At 58.8% G+C, this 12,637-nt stretch carries 11 protein-coding genes; 6 read left to right on the forward strand and 5 right to left on the reverse strand.

From position 1 onward, the window contains the following. Positions 1 to 10: 10 nt before the first annotated feature. Positions 11 to 1,603 (forward strand): sugar ABC transporter ATP-binding protein, encoded by a 1,593-nt coding sequence (locus BDK88_RS19625; protein WP_130501834.1) that lies wholly within the window; start codon positions 11 to 13, stop codon positions 1,601 to 1,603. 99 nt (positions 1,604 to 1,702) lie between these two features. Continuing rightward, positions 1,703 to 2,608, forward strand: a complete 906-nt coding sequence (locus BDK88_RS19630; protein WP_130501893.1) for an ABC transporter permease — start codon at positions 1,703 to 1,705, stop codon at positions 2,606 to 2,608. Between the two features lie 134 nt (positions 2,609 to 2,742). Here the strand turns inward: BDK88_RS19630 and BDK88_RS22175 are convergent, their stop codons facing one another. From BDK88_RS22175 to BDK88_RS19645, 3 genes are all read right to left on the reverse strand, one after another. Beyond that, positions 2,743 to 3,084 (reverse strand): VOC family protein, encoded by a 342-nt coding sequence (locus tag BDK88_RS22175; RefSeq protein WP_277613494.1) that lies wholly within the window; start codon positions 3,082 to 3,084, stop codon positions 2,743 to 2,745. A 186-nt stretch (positions 3,085 to 3,270) separates the two neighbouring features. Then, on the reverse strand, positions 3,271 to 4,026 hold the full coding sequence (locus BDK88_RS19640; protein ID WP_130501835.1) for an SDR family NAD(P)-dependent oxidoreductase: 756 nt from the start codon (positions 4,024 to 4,026) through the stop codon (positions 3,271 to 3,273). Positions 4,027 to 4,107: 81 nt separating this feature from the next. Continuing rightward, positions 4,108 to 5,565, reverse strand: a complete 1,458-nt coding sequence (locus tag BDK88_RS19645; RefSeq protein WP_130501836.1) for an aldehyde dehydrogenase family protein — start codon at positions 5,563 to 5,565, stop codon at positions 4,108 to 4,110. A 138-nt stretch (positions 5,566 to 5,703) separates the two neighbouring features. Here BDK88_RS19645 and BDK88_RS19650 point away from each other — a divergent pair, with 138 nt between their 5' ends. From BDK88_RS19650 to BDK88_RS19665, 4 genes are all read left to right on the forward strand, one after another. Continuing rightward, positions 5,704 to 6,780, forward strand: coding sequence for an amidohydrolase family protein (locus BDK88_RS19650; protein ID WP_130501837.1), 1,077 nt, complete (start codon positions 5,704 to 5,706; stop codon positions 6,778 to 6,780). A 2-nt stretch (positions 6,781 to 6,782) separates the two neighbouring features. After that, positions 6,783 to 7,217, forward strand: coding sequence for a metal-sulfur cluster assembly factor (locus BDK88_RS19655; protein ID WP_130501838.1), 435 nt, complete (start codon positions 6,783 to 6,785; stop codon positions 7,215 to 7,217). Positions 7,218 to 7,220: 3 nt separating this feature from the next. Next, positions 7,221 to 7,661, forward strand: a complete 441-nt coding sequence (locus BDK88_RS19660; RefSeq protein WP_130501839.1) for a universal stress protein — start codon at positions 7,221 to 7,223, stop codon at positions 7,659 to 7,661. 171 nt (positions 7,662 to 7,832) lie between these two features. Next, on the forward strand, positions 7,833 to 9,107 hold the full coding sequence (locus BDK88_RS19665) for an IS4 family transposase (RefSeq protein ID WP_130501840.1): 1,275 nt from the start codon (positions 7,833 to 7,835) through the stop codon (positions 9,105 to 9,107). 55 nt (positions 9,108 to 9,162) lie between these two features. On the opposite strand, the gene BDK88_RS19670 is transcribed toward BDK88_RS19665, so the two are convergent. Together BDK88_RS19670 and BDK88_RS19675 are read right to left on the reverse strand one after the other, a co-directional pair. Next, entirely contained in the window at positions 9,163 to 11,178 is a 2,016-nt protein-coding gene (locus BDK88_RS19670; protein ID WP_130501841.1) for an AMP-binding protein, read from the reverse strand. Positions 11,179 to 11,425: 247 nt separating this feature from the next. Continuing rightward, on the reverse strand, positions 11,426 to 12,598 hold the full coding sequence (locus BDK88_RS19675; RefSeq protein WP_165397017.1) for an MFS transporter: 1,173 nt from the start codon (positions 12,596 to 12,598) through the stop codon (positions 11,426 to 11,428). Positions 12,599 to 12,637 lie beyond the last annotated feature (39 nt).

Below are 12,637 nucleotides of genomic sequence, written 5' to 3' on the forward strand. Positions count from 1 at the left end.
ACTTGCACGAATGTCCGAAACTGATATACATACCCTCAACACAAGTGAGGGTGTGAGTGACAGTATAGCATCAGCCGAGAATCCTGTCAAGGGAGAGATTAGCCTCCGTGTTGAGAACGTCTCGAAATCATTCCGGCACGTCCAGGCGCTTTCGGACGTGTCTCTCGACATCCGTCGTGGGGAAGTCATCGGTCTGGTCGGCGAGAACGGCGCGGGAAAAAGCACGCTGTTGAACATCCTAACGGGTGTCCTCGAAGCGGACGAAGGCCAACTACATGTCGATGGGGAGTCCGTCGAGTTCACGGGTCCGCGGGAGGCGGCCGCCCACGGCGTCTCTCTCGTCCATCAAGAACAAGACGTTATTACGAACTTCCGTGGCTACGAGAACCTGTACCTCGGCCGTGAAAAGGGACAGCTCGGCGTCCTCGACCGCGAGGAGATGAGCGAGGAGGCGCAGTCGTTCGTCGACGACCTCGGGATCAATATCGACGTCGACGAGTTTGTCAAGGAATACTCGTTCAATGAGCGCCAGATGCTCGAAATTGCCAAGGCGTTCCACGTTTCGCAGAAGTCCGATAACCCGGTTATCTTGCTTGACGAGCCGACCGCCGGACTTGAAGAGGCCGGTCGGGAACTTCTCTTCGAGTTGATTGACGACCTTAGAGACCGGGCGACATTCGTTTTCGTCTCGCACGAACTCGACGAGGTACTTTACGTCTCGGACCGCGTCTACGTTCTCAAAGATGGGAAACTCGTCGACGAGGTGTCAGCAGCGGAGGCGACGACTGATGACCTCCAGCAGAGCATGGTCGGTCGCGAGACGGCAGACGAGTACTACCGCGTCCCCGACCAGCGAACCGATTCCGAACTCGGTTCAGAGACGTTTGGTGTTGAAAGACTAACGACTGAGGAAATCGGTCCGCTCTCGTTTTCGGTCAAAGAGGGGGAGATATTCGGCATCGTCGGCGTTGAGGGCTCTGGTAAGGAGCGACTTGGACGGGTACTGGCCGGCGACGTCGCGATGACCGACGGGACGATCCGGGTCAACGGCGAGGCCGTTAACGCCACGTCAGTAGCTGACATGGTTGACGCCGGTGTCGGATACATCCCGAAAGACCGGAAATCAGAGGGCGTGTTGCTGTACCAGTCGGTCCGGACAAACACGTCGCTCGCGATGGTGCGGACGATGAACGGGAAACTCCCTCTACTCGATCGTGACGCGGAGCAACAGGCGACGGCTGACGCTATCGAGGAGCTTAGCATTAAGACACCTGGCTCGGACACACTTGTCCACGGGCTGAGTGGTGGCAACCAGCAGAAAGTCGTCATCGCTCGCTGGCTCGCCCAGGACACGCCGATTCTCGTCATGGACAACGTGACGCGCGGTATCGACGTCGGTGCTAAAGAAGAAGTATATCGCCTCTGTCGAGAACTGACCGATAAGGGCGTCTCTATCGTGTTTATCGGTGACGAACTCACGGAAGTCACCGGGATGTCGAACCGGATTGCCGTGATGAACGACGGCCAGTTCGCAGACAAGACGTTCGATGCCTCGGCTGGGAACAAGCCAACCGAAGAAGACCTAATTCAGGAGATGATCTAAATGAGCGCTGACAACACGAATCCCGTTCAAGCATGGCTCAATGAACAACGCGAGCAACGAACACTACACGACTGGATACGGGATATCGGGCCGTTCGCGATGTTGTTTTTCCTCTCTGTACTGTTCGCAGTGGGGACACGCGAGTTTCTGACGTTCCAGAACCTGATCAACAACGTGGCGAAGAACAGTGCCTTCCTGCTGTTGGTCGCACTGGCTGGCACCTTTCCGATCCTCCAACAGAGTATTGACCTCTCGGTCGAGTCCATCGTCACACTGACTGGCGTGTTGACGGTGGTTTTGATCTCCGAGTATCAGCTGGGACTGCTCGCCATCCCAATCGCCATCGGTGCCGGGATGCTCGCGGGGCTGGTCAACGGCGTCGTCTTCACGAAACTGAAGGTCCCGTCGTTCCTCGTTACACTCGGTACGCTGTCGGTCATGATGGGGGTTGCGCTCATCGTTACCGGCGGTTCGACAATCACCTTCCGCAATCAGGCGATCCGGAACATTGCCACCGGGGCGTGGATTCCGGGCATCCCGAACCTCGTGATGTGGGGCCTGCTCATCTACGGTGCGACCGTGTTCCTGGCCTGGCGGACGAAGTTCGGCCGCTACTGTTTCGCCCTCGGTGAGAACGAGCGTGTCGTCGAACTCGCCGGTGCGAAGGTCGACAGGTACAAGATCTACCCGTTCGTCCTCTCGGGGCTGCTCTGTGGGACCGCGGGCGTCCTGCTCACCCTGCGCATTTCGTCGGCGTCGCCAAACATCGCTGGCGGGATGATGCTGCCCAGTATTGCTGCTATCGTCATGGGCGGGACGGCACTGACCGGCGGCGTCGGTGGGCCACACCGGACCATCCTCGGCGTGCTGGTCATCGCTGTCCTGCAGAACGGAATGAACCTCCTGTCGATCAACCCGTTCGTCCAGGAGATCATCCTCGGCGTCGTGGTCGTCAGCGCAGTCGCGATGTCTATCGACCGCGAGAAGATTGACGTGGTCAAGTAGACGGCATCACGCTTTCGACTGCTGCATCGACATCAGCATCGATCGACGTGTGATCCGTTCGAAAAACTCGAGCGTTCGGGCGACCCAATACACGAATTGCCGTGCTGTGCCAGTGAGTTTTTGAGTCGTTTCGCTCAGTCGGGGCGGTTGCTGTATATCCGTTCGTGGCTGTGTGAGTAGATCTCGACGAGGTCCCCGTATGTATCTCGACAGTATGTCTGGGTGTATTGGTCATCGTCCTCGAATATCTGCCACACTTCGGAATAATGGTCACCTCCGGCCTCATCGATACGCGTCGCTAAACCTTCGATGTCTTCGTCGATGACACAGAGGTGGAACAGCCCCGATTGAGTGGGATCAGGGTTCGGTTTGCCCTCGGTCGACTCGAATAGCGGATGAGGTTCGCCTTCATTTGGAGTGAGGTCGGGGCCGGATTCGTACTCGTGGAGATCCGTCCCACAGATCCCACAGGCCACCACGTCGATTCGGACGGCAGTCTCGCGGAGCGTTGGTTCGTCTACTGATTCGACTCGGAGGTCCTCGGGTCCGTGATAGTGTGCAACTCACATCATCCACCACAATCTGGTGTCCTGTATTAAAAACTAGCTTATAACACTCGTACTGGCCGGGTGCGAGGCTCGAGAAAAGTCAGTGGGGTCCGATCACACAGTGAATCCGCCGTCCATCACGAGGTTGTGACCGCTGACGTACGACGACTCATCACTGGCGAGAAACAGCGTTGCGTCGGCGACTTCCTCGGGCTGACCCGCCCGCCCGAGCGGCGTCTGATCGAGGAGATTGTCAGCTGTTTCGCCGTCTTTCGTCGTCATCGCCGTCTCGATGAACCCCGGATTGAGTGCGTTCACGCGGATGTCGTTTTCTCCGTGTTCAACAGCTAGCTCTCGGGTCAGGTTCGTCACGCCCCCTTTCGAGGTGCAGTACAGCGAGGAGTTCTCTAGGCCGCGAATCCCAGCCATCGAGGACATGTTCACGATGACGCCGCCGTCGTCCTGGTCGACCATCTGCTGGATAGCTGCCTGACAGCCGAAATAGACCCCCTTGAGATTGATATCCATCAGCCAGTCGTAGTCATCCTCGTCGGCCTCCTCGATGGGAAGCTGGCGTTCGACGCCTGCGTTGTTCACCATGACATCAAGCGAGCCGTACGCGTCGACCGTTGCCTCGACAACTTCCTGTAGGTCCGCGATCGAACTGACGTCACACTCGAGGAACTGCGCCTCGCCACCCGCATTGGTGATGAGTTCGTGTGTCGGTTCTCCACCCATTCGTGGGTCCTCACGGATGTCCGCGACTGTGATACTGGCACCTTCTTCTGCGAACCGGCGTGCAATAGCACGACCGTTGCCTGACGATGCTCCAGTCACTATCGCAGCCTTACCGCTGAGTCTATCTCCCATATCTATCCGTGGTGATTTTTCACACATAAGTGTTGTCGCTTTACTGGCGGCGAGAAATCGCAGAATCCGGCGGACAGCTGATCAGCGCCGGCCGATATTCGCACAGACGTTCTTCACCTGTGTGTAGTTGTCAATGGCCTGTACGCCGTTCTCGCGACCGATCCCGCTGTCCTTGAACCCGCCAAAGGGCGTCTCGTTGCCGCCGGCGAAGTACTCGTTGATGTAGATTTGGCCGGCGTCGACCTCGCGGGCGAAGCGGTGGGCGCGACCGATGTTCTCGGTGTAGACGCCCGCGACAAGGCCATAGTCCGTCGCGTTGGCCAACTCGATGGCCTCGTCCTCGTCGGCGAAGGGCGTGACTGTCAGCACTGGCCCGAAGATCTCCTCTTGGGCGATGCGCGTGTCAATCGGCACATCGTCGAAGATCGTCGGTTCAACGAAGTAGCCATCGCGGTCCAGCGCACTTCCGCCGGCCACCGGCTCGCCGACCTCTTCGCGGCCGATCTCAACGTAGCTCATGACCTTCTCAAAATGGGCCTCGGAGACGAGCGGGCCCATGTCCGAATCCTCGAGACCGGGACCGATCTCGAGCGACTCTGCACGCTCGACGAGGTCGTCGACGAACTCCTCGTGGATGTCCTCGTGGACGAGCAGGCGCGATCCCGCCGAGCAGACCTGCCCGGCGTTGCTGAAGATGCCCGTCATCGTCCCGTCGAGGGCGGCCTCCCAGTCGGCGTCCGGAAAGACGACGTTTGGGCTCTTTCCGCCGAGCTCGAGGTGCGTCTCGGTGACGTTTTCGACCGCGCTCTTCGCGACTGCCGTCCCGGTCGGACCGGAGCCGGTGAAGGTGATGCCATTCACATCGGGATGGCTAGTGATCGCGGCCCCGGCCTCGTTGCCGTAGCCAGGAACGACGTTGAGGAGGCCGTCGGGGAGGCCGGCCTCTGAGGCGAGTCTGGCGAGTTCGAGTGCGCCCAGCGGCGTCTCTTCGGCGGGCTTGACGACGGCTGCGTTGCCGGCGGCGAGTGCAGGGGCGACGCTCCGTGCGAAGAGGTAGATCGGGACGTTCCAGGGGACGATGTGGGCGGTGACGCCCAGGGGTTCGCGGACGGTGTAGTCGACGTACTCCTCGGAGAGCGGGATCGACTCGCCCTGAATCTTGTCAGCAATGCCGGCATAGTACTCGAAGTGGCGGGCACAGCGTTCGACCTGCTCTCGGGCTTCCGCGAGCGGCTTGCCGTTCTCCAGCGTCTCGATACGAGCCAGCCGGTCGTTCTCCTCGCGGATGGCGGCCGCGATATCCGTGAGAATCCGTGTTCGCTCCTTGGGTGGGCGACGGTGCCACGACTCGAAGGCGTCGCGGGCGTTTTCGACTGCCGCGTCGACGTCGCCGGTTGTTCCCATCGCGACATCGGCAAGCGACTCTTCAGTTGCGGGGTTGACGACTGCTAGCCAGTCGTCGCTCCCGGCCGGCCGCTCATCTCCACCGATCCATAGATCGTACTGGCCACTGACCGCAGCTAGCGCTTTCTTCGACATTGTCACCTGAAGAGAGTCTCTGACCGGTTAAATAGCTTGTGCGTCGACCGGATGCTGGATGAGTCGGGTCCTGGCTGGAGGCCGTAAACTCATTATCAAAAGTTTTATTACGGAATTCACATAACTATATTCCACGCTATGTTAGACAATGGCGCCCTAGTTGTTGATTCAGTATCGCACTGTTTCAACCACGCAGAGGAGAATCTGAAACACCCACACGCACAGCGTTGGAACGACGAGACGTTCGAACTCGGCGAGCAACTCCAGCCCGAGAAGTACGTCCACCCGAAAGAGGTGTTCCACCGTGACCACTCGGTCGAGGAGCTCGAACGGCTGCTCTTCCTGGAGAGTCAAGTCGATTACACGAACTACCACTCGCTGCCACTCGACGACTACTTTCACGACGGACTGGTCTCCCGAGAGAAAGGATTCGAGCTTCGCGACCGCAATCCGAATCGCGTCTCGATGTACGTCGACATCAACCCGCTTGACGACGACGCCGTCGAGCAGGTCGAGTACTACGTCAAAGAAAAAAACGTAGAGGGAATCAAACTCTACCCCGCCCGCTACCAGAACGGCCAGGATCTCTCGCTGCAGCTCAACGAAGACGCGGTCCGCCCCGTCCTAGAGAAATGTGCCGACTTGGACGTGACTTCCGTGGGTATCCACAAGTTCATCCCGTTCGCGACGGCACCGGTCAAATACTTCCGCATGAGTGACGTTGAGGACGCCGCGAACGCCTTCCCCGAACTCAACTTCGAGGTCATCCACGCCGGCTTCTCGTTCCTCGAGGAAACTGTCTTCGCGATGGCGAGCCATGAGAACGTCTACGCGAACCTCGAAAACACGATTCACATGGCCTGCTCGCGGCCACGGAAGTTCGCTCGTTCACTCGGCGAGATGCTCTACTGGGCCGGCCCGGACCGCATCGTCTTCTCCGGCGGTGCAACGGCGCTGCACCCACAGGCGGCCATCGAGTCTTTCTGGGACTTTGAGATTCCCGAAGACATGCGCGCTGGAAACGACTACCCACAGGTCACCGATGAGATCAAAGAAAAGGTTCTCGGGAAGAACGCCTTCCGCCTTCTGGGTAAAGACCCTGAGAAGGTCAGAAAGGACATCAAGGGCGACAAGTGGGAACAGAAGCGCCAGGAGCGCAGAGAGACTGGTGACTTCCCGGCTGAACCGTGGTCGACCTACGACACCCCCGCATAACTATGCGTATAATCGAACACGCCGAGCAAGAGCACATCACGCCCGACACTGAGTTCGACAGCGAGCTCAAGATGGCTATCAAGACACAGCTTCAGGAGGTTCTCGACCCCTGTAGCTGTATCACCGACAACCCAATCGATCTCGTCGATCTCGGCATCATCGACGATATCACGGTCGACGAGCAGACTGGCGAGGCACGGATCGACATCCTGCTGACCTCCCAGCGGTGCATGTACGTCATCGACATCACCGACGAGATCAAAGAGCGCGTCGAGTCTCTCGAGGGGATTGAGACAGCTGAGGTTCACCAGGTAACCAGCGGGAAGGTCTGGACGGCGGAACGTATGTCCGAACAGCAGCAGAGAGAACGCCGCGAGCGCTTCCAGGAGCGCGTCGAGGCTGCGGACATCACGCCCTACGCGGAGCGGTCGGACTGAGCCATGACGTTTCAGATACTCGTACCGCTCGACGACTCGCCGCAGTCGATGGCCGCGGTCAACCACGCGGTCGCACACTACCCAGGCGCCGACATCACGATACTCACTGTCATCGAGTACACCGAGAAGAAAACCAGTCTCACACGCGGTGGCCGTGGTCGAGACGAAGGGTGGTACGCCGCCGAACGAGAGGCAGCAGAGGCCCTACTCGACGAAGCCACCGATATCGCGGCTGACCACGATGGTGACGTCAGCACTGTCGTCAAGGATGGGAGCCCGTCGAGCGAAATCCTTGACTACGTGACCGATTATAATATCGACATTGTCGTGATGGGATTCCGGAAGCGAAGTCCGACCGGGAAGGCCCTTTTCGGGTCGACCGCTCAGGACGTTCTGCTGTCGGTCGAATGCCCCGTGGTCACTGTTCCGAATCCGGAAAGCTGACGCCGGCAGTTCTTACTGCCTCGCCGTCTCGATTCCTCGTCACTTTGTAGCTTAGTCATCCGTCTTTAGCTAAGAGACGAACCGCATGACAGCGACGGCTTATCGGGGCTATTTTTCGAGAGGAATGAGGAGGAGAAGTCTGTGCACAACCCTACCTCCTCACCGCGAATTATGCGTCGGCTCACTACGCTTTTTCCATCTGAGTTCCTCGAAGAGCACGCCGAGGAACTCGGCGTGGTCGAGCGAGAAGGCAAGCTCCAGATTCCTGCCTTCGTCTGGGCATTCGTGTTCGGCTTCGCCGCAGGCGAGAGCCGAACACTCGCTGGCTTCAGACGCAGCTATAACTCCACAGCCGACGAGACGATCTTGCCGGGTGGTTTCTATCAGCGATTGACGCCGGAACTCGCGGAGTACTTCCGCGACCTCGTCGAGTACGGTCTCGACGAGGTCGCTGTTCCTGACGCTGTTGACGCTGATATTGACCGATTCAGCGATGTGATGATCGCTGATGGAACGGTGTTGCGGTTACACGAGTTCCTTGCCGATGAGTATGAAGCTCGCAAGGAGGAGCAGGCTGGAGCAAGGCTCCACCTGCTCCACAATGCCACCGAGCAGACAATAGAACGGCTCGACGTTGCTAACGAGAAAACGCACGACAGCACGTTGTTTAACACAGGATCGTGGCTCGAAGATCGACTGGTTCTTTTCGACCGAGCCTACTTCAAGTACCGCCGCTTCGCGTTGATCGATGAGAACAACGGCTACTTCGTGAGTCGGCTGAAAGAGAGTGCGAACCCGGTTGTAACGGAGGAATTACGGGAATGGCGCGGCCGCGCCATTCCCTTGGAAGGCGAGCAGATCCACGATATTGTGGATGATTTGCACCGTGAGTTCATCGACGTAGAAGTCGAGATAGCGTTTGACCGAAGATCGTACGCAGGTACGCAATCACGCGATACGAAACGGTTCCGCGTCGTCGGCGTCCGCAAGGAGGACGCCGACGACTACCACCTGTATATCACGAATTTGCCAAGAGACGAGTTCCTGCCGTCGGATCTAGCCACGATCTATCGCTGTCGGTGGGAGGTGGAGTTGCTGTTCCGTGAGTTAAAGACGCAGTACGAACTGGACGAATTCGATACGACGAAGAAGCATGTCGTCGAAATTCTGCTGTACGCGGCGTTCCTGTCACTGCTGGTAAGTCGTGATTTGCTCGATCTAGTCACCGAACAGGCGGACGATGAGATCGTGTTTCCGCCAGAACGCTGGGCGGCGACCTTCCGGTCGCACGCCCAGCTCATCCTCCACGAACTTGGCGAATACCTCGGCTACTCACCGCCACCACTGCTCGAACGACTGATCGAAGACGCACAGAAAATCCACAAGCAACGGCCAGTGTTACAAGAGACGCTCGCTACCGCTACACAACCGAGGTGTGAGTCTTAGCTAAAGACGAATGGTAGCTTAGTATTGCTCGAAAAAACGACCTGCGGAACCGTTGTTACCTGGCGTTCTCGACGTTGTCGAGTGCTTCCGGATTCTCGATGCTGCTCATGTCACCGAGGTCCTCGCCGGTGTAGGTCGCCTCGACGGCCCGTCGAATGATCTTCCCAGATTGTGTTTTGGGGAACTCGTCGACAAACAGCACCTCTCGTGGGCGGAACGGCTTGCCGTGCTCTTGGCCGACCATCGCTCGAATCTCTTCGCGCAGCTCATCAGTTTCCTCGAATCCGTCCTCGACGATGACGTAGAGGACCACTGCTGTCCCCGTCGTGTCGTCGGGGACGCCGACGGCCGCAGCCTGGTTTACGCCGTCGTGTTCCATTGCAGCGCCTTCGACCTCTGCCGGGCCGACCTTGCGACCGGCGACGTTGAGGGCGTCGTCGGCGCGCCCGTGGAGGAACCAGAGGCCGTCCTCGTCTTTCTGTGCCCAGTCGCCGTGGTCCCACAGCGGTGGGTCCTCGAACGATGACCAGTACTCCTCGAGGTAGCGATCATCGCCGGACCAGAGTGATTTCGTCATCGACGGACAGGAGTCACGCGCCACCAGATACCCGCGCTCGTGGTCGTCCTTGATGCTGGTACCGTCGCCGTCGACGATGTCGATGTCCATGCCGAGGCCAGGACCACCGAGTGTGCCAGGTTTGAGCGGCTGTGTTGGCATTGGCATAAGGAAACAGCCCATGATTTCGGTGCCCCCGCTGATGTTCACGATGGGCGTGTCGCCGCCGCCGACGTTCTCGTAGAACCAGAGCCAGGACTCGGGGTCCCAGGGTTCGCCCGTCGAACCGAGCATGCGGAGCGAGGAGAGGTCGTAGCCCTTGACCCACTCATCGCCCTGTTTTCGGAGGGCGCGAATCGCCGTGGGTGAGATACCAAACTGGGTAAGCTTATGCCGATCGATCATCTGCCAAAATCGATCCGGCTGGGGGTGATCCGGCGCACCTTCGTACATGAAGACGGTTCCACCGAAGGCGTGGTTGCCGATCAGCGTCCAGGGTCCCATCATCCAGCCGATATCCGACACCCAGAAAAATCGGTCCGAGGGCTTGAGATCGAACCCGAAGTGGAGCTCCTTGGCGGCTTGCATCACTGCACCGGCGTGGGTGTGAACGATGCCTTTGGGTTTGCCGGTGGTGCCCGACGAGTACAGGAGCATCGACTCCTGATCCGACGGAAGCGCCGTGGTGTCGTAGTCGTCATCCTGGGTTTCGACGGTGTCGGTCCAGTGTTCGTCGCGGTCATCATTCCAGGGGATTTCATCGTTGCTGGCGAGACCGAGTCGGTCGAAGACGATAGTGTGCTCAACGTGGCCGGCCTGTTCGATGGCGTCGTCGGCCGTTCCTTTCAGCGTAATCTCCCCTCCCCGTCGCTGGAAGCCGTCACCGGTGAACAGGACGCTACACTCGGAGTCTTCGATGCGTGTCGCAGTGGCGTCGACGCCGAAGCCCGAGAAGATGGGGACCGCGATCGCGCCGACCTTGAAACAGCCGTAGAGGATGGATATGACCTCGGGGACCATCGGCATATACAGGCCAACGGTGTCGCCGGTCTCGACGCCGCGCGCCTCGAGGGTGTTGGCAACCTGGTTGGCCTGGCGATGCAATTCATGATAGGTCACCTCGCGGATCTCGCCGTCTTCGGCTTCCCAGATGCAGGCGACCTTGTTCCGGCGTTCGCTGTCAGGAGCGGCGTGTCTGTCGAGGACGTTGTGAGCGATGTTGAGTTCGCCGCCGGGGTACCAGTCGGTGAACTGCGGTCCCTTGCTATTGTCTCGTACCTGATCGTAGTCCGTGTAGAACTCGATGTCGAGATAGTCGACGAGTTCGTCCCAGAACCACTCGACGCCCGAATCGGGGATGCCGTTGATCTCGGTCGTCGTGCGTTTGATGAGGTCGTCGTAGTCGTCGATTCCGTACTCCTGCATGAACTGCCAGACGTTCGTCGATTCGACGAATTCCCGGCTCGGCTCGTGGACGATACCCGTCTCTGTCAATGACTCTTCTTGCTCCGCCATGTTCGCCTACACGTGTGCGCTCCCATCACCTATAATTGGCGGTCGTCACTGTTTGAACGCTGCCAGTGTGTCGCCCTGTCGCTGAAGGAGTGAACATTATATTGGGGCGAAATTGGCCGATCTACAGGCGGAGCAGGCCGAGTGCCTCGGGGCTTGACCCCGAGGCGGTTCACAGATCAATAAGGCGAGTGCTTCGGGGCTCGACCCCGAGGCGGCTCACGGATCAATTCGACCGGAAAATCTCCCCTCAGTCAGCGACGGTCGCTGTCGGTGTCTGTCGGTCGATGGCTACCTTCGACGCAACGATGACGAGCGCCAAGACGGCCATCGAGACGATGAGCAGCCGCATCGCCGTTGTGATGGTACTCTGGTCACTGACGATGCCCATAATGACCGGGACGACCGATAGGCCGAGAAAGTTTGCACTGATCGCGATAGCGTTAACTGGGCCGCTGTGGTGCGGAACGGCATCGATTCCGAACGCCGAGAGCGTCGGAAAGAAGCCAGAGACAAAAAAGCCCACAAGGAAGACGCCGAGAATCATCCCGCGACCGTCGCTGATGAAGAAGACGTATCCGAGGACCGGAATTGCGGCGAGTGCCAAGGTCAAGAGGAGCGTGAGTGGTTCGACCCGGCCCGAAAGCTGGCTGTAGACGAACCGTCCGGGAATGTACGCGACCAGAAACCCAGACAGGACGACATTTGCGGTCGCTCGCGGGAAGTACTGGTTCGCGTAGTAGGGTAACCAGGTGAAGAAGCCGCCCTCGATGCCACCACTCAACAACAGCGCCACTGCCATCCCGACGATGGCGGGGTTCTGGAGCAACTGCCGGAGTTCAGCCAGCGAGAACGACTCTCCTTTATCGAGATTCGATGGGAGCTCGAGTTGCGTGATGAGTACGAACGCCGGGAGAAAGCCAGCCGCCAACAATAGGAAGGTGACACGCCAGTTGCCGCTCTTGAGGACCTGGTTGACCAACAGTGGCCCTGTCGTGGCACCGATTGCCCACATCAGCGCGTAGATATTGAACAGGCGGCCGCGATTTTTCGGGTAGAGCGTACTCAGTAGTGCTCGATCCAATCCCCGAAAGACCCCAATCGTAAGACTCTGTCCGAGCAGGAACACTAGTAGTAGCGCGTACGTGGGGACCTGACTCAACAACGCCAGGAACAGCGCCGTCCCACCCGCCCCGATCAGGAGGAATCGACGGGTATCGAGCTGACTTGCTGCGAAGCCAACGGCTACTGCGGCGAAGAGGTACCCGAGTGTACCAGCTGGTGCAACCAGACCCAGCAGAGTGTCTGAAACAGTGAAAGACTCCTTGATACTCGGCAGTAGTGCACCGCGAACCTGCGAGGTGATTCCGTCGCTGATGATAAACAGAAATACCGCCGCTGTCCAGAGCTTTCGCTTTACCATGTCACTATCACACATCTACACGCCAGGGATAAAAAGTGG

This window comes from Natrinema hispanicum (assembly GCF_004217335.1).
In the GTDB taxonomy this organism is placed as follows: domain Archaea; phylum Halobacteriota; class Halobacteria; order Halobacteriales; family Natrialbaceae; genus Natrinema; species Natrinema hispanicum.

What these genes read in the sequence shown, in the direction of transcription:
- BDK88_RS19630 (WP_130501893.1), top strand. Translation starts at nt 1,703, where the DNA reads ATGTTGTTTTTCCTCTCTGTACTGTTCGCAGTGGGGACACGCGAGTTT.
- BDK88_RS19640 (WP_130501835.1), bottom strand. Translation starts at nt 4,026, where the DNA reads ATGGGAGATAGACTCAGCGGTAAGGCTGCGATAGTGACTGGAGCATCG.
- BDK88_RS19670 (WP_130501841.1), bottom strand. Translation starts at nt 11,178, where the DNA reads ATGGCGGAGCAAGAAGAGTCATTGACAGAGACGGGTATCGTCCACGAG.
- BDK88_RS19665 (WP_130501840.1), top strand. Translation starts at nt 7,833, where the DNA reads ATGCGTCGGCTCACTACGCTTTTTCCATCTGAGTTCCTCGAAGAGCAC.
- BDK88_RS19650 (WP_130501837.1), top strand. Translation starts at nt 5,704, where the DNA reads ATGTTAGACAATGGCGCCCTAGTTGTTGATTCAGTATCGCACTGTTTC.
- BDK88_RS19675 (WP_165397017.1), bottom strand. Translation starts at nt 12,598, where the DNA reads ATGGTAAAGCGAAAGCTCTGGACAGCGGCGGTATTTCTGTTTATCATC.
- BDK88_RS19660 (WP_130501839.1), top strand. Translation starts at nt 7,221, where the DNA reads ATGACGTTTCAGATACTCGTACCGCTCGACGACTCGCCGCAGTCGATG.
- BDK88_RS19625 (WP_130501834.1), top strand. Translation starts at nt 11, where the DNA reads ATGTCCGAAACTGATATACATACCCTCAACACAAGTGAGGGTGTGAGT.
- BDK88_RS19645 (WP_130501836.1), bottom strand. Translation starts at nt 5,565, where the DNA reads ATGTCGAAGAAAGCGCTAGCTGCGGTCAGTGGCCAGTACGATCTATGG.
- BDK88_RS19655 (WP_130501838.1), top strand. Translation starts at nt 6,783, where the DNA reads ATGCGTATAATCGAACACGCCGAGCAAGAGCACATCACGCCCGACACT.